This window comes from Amycolatopsis sp. SID8362 (genome assembly GCF_010550475.1).
GTDB classification, from domain to species: Bacteria; Actinomycetota; Actinomycetes; order Mycobacteriales; family Pseudonocardiaceae; genus Amycolatopsis; species Amycolatopsis eburnea.
The window spans coordinates 1-939 of the sequence record NZ_JAAGNB010001705.1 but is presented as its reverse complement, the minus strand read 5'-3'; the positions used below and the strand labels follow the sequence as shown (position 1 = coordinate 939).

Here is a 939-nt window from a genome sequence, read left to right as displayed (position 1 = left end):
CGAGCTCGGTCAGCAGCATCGCGCGGCCGCGGCCCACGACCCCGGCCAGCGCGCCGGGCGCGGTGGCCGTGCCGGTCTCCCACAGCGTCGCGATCCCGCGCGGCGGGTAGCGCAGCACCGGCTGCCAGCGCGGGTCGGTCTTGGAGAACACCCGCGGCCAGACGAACGCCGACGGCACGAGCACGAGACCGCGCCCGTCGAGCGGCACCGCGGCGTGCAGGTGCCGGTGCGCCACCGTGAGCGTGCCGCCCTCCCAGCGGACCAGCGGGGTGAGGTCGTTGAACAGCTCGGCGGCGCCGCCCTGGGCGAGCAGCCGCGACCGGTGCAGCACGTCGGCTTCGAGCAGCGCCCGGATCCGCGGCCAGTCCGGCGCCAGCACGAGGTCCCAGTACCGCTCCATCACCGCCGCGAGCCGCTCCAGGCCGGCCTCGGGATCGCGGTAAAAGCGGTTCAGCGCCGTCGACCGCGGCCCGGTCATCGCGTCCAGCTCGCGCCGGACGACGCGGGCGGGGACGTCGCGCAGGTCGGCGAGCTCGTCGGCCAGCTCAGGCAGGGGTGACGCCGGCGTGCCGGCCAGGAAACCGGGCAGGTGCCGCAGCGGGACGAGGTCGCGCAGCAGCCCGATGTCCAGGCCGGCCGCGTCGAGCGCCGCGGTGGCGCGCTTGACCCACGGCAGGTGCAGCGCGTGCGCGCCCGGCTGGTTGAGGACGCGGACGCTCGCGACGATCTCCCAAGCCGGGGAGAACGCGAACCGGGTGTGCGCCAGGTCCTCTGTGGAGAATGCCAGGTCGAGCACGCGCTGCCTCTCTGCCGACGTGCCGCGGAGCTTACGTCTCTCCGATGTGGACGGTCGAGCGGGGCTCCGAAAGCCCTTGCGGGAAAGCGAAAATTCCTCGCGGGTCGTACTTCCGGGCGACCGCGCGCAACCGCGGCAGGTTC

General features: G+C 74.7%; 2 protein-coding genes. Both read right to left on the bottom strand.

Annotation, left to right across the window (positions count from 1 at the left end; all coding sequences use genetic code 11):
• On the bottom strand, positions 1 to 796 hold a 796-nt coding region (locus G3I65_RS52075; protein ID WP_160703471.1), incomplete at its 3' end, for a DUF5937 family protein.
• Positions 797 to 827: 31 nt separating this feature from the next.
• The gene (locus G3I65_RS52070; protein WP_255482201.1) at positions 828 to 935 is read right to left on the bottom strand and encodes a BBE domain-containing protein; all 108 of its coding nucleotides are present in this window, start codon (positions 933 to 935) and stop codon (positions 828 to 830) included.
• Positions 936 to 939 lie beyond the last annotated feature (4 nt).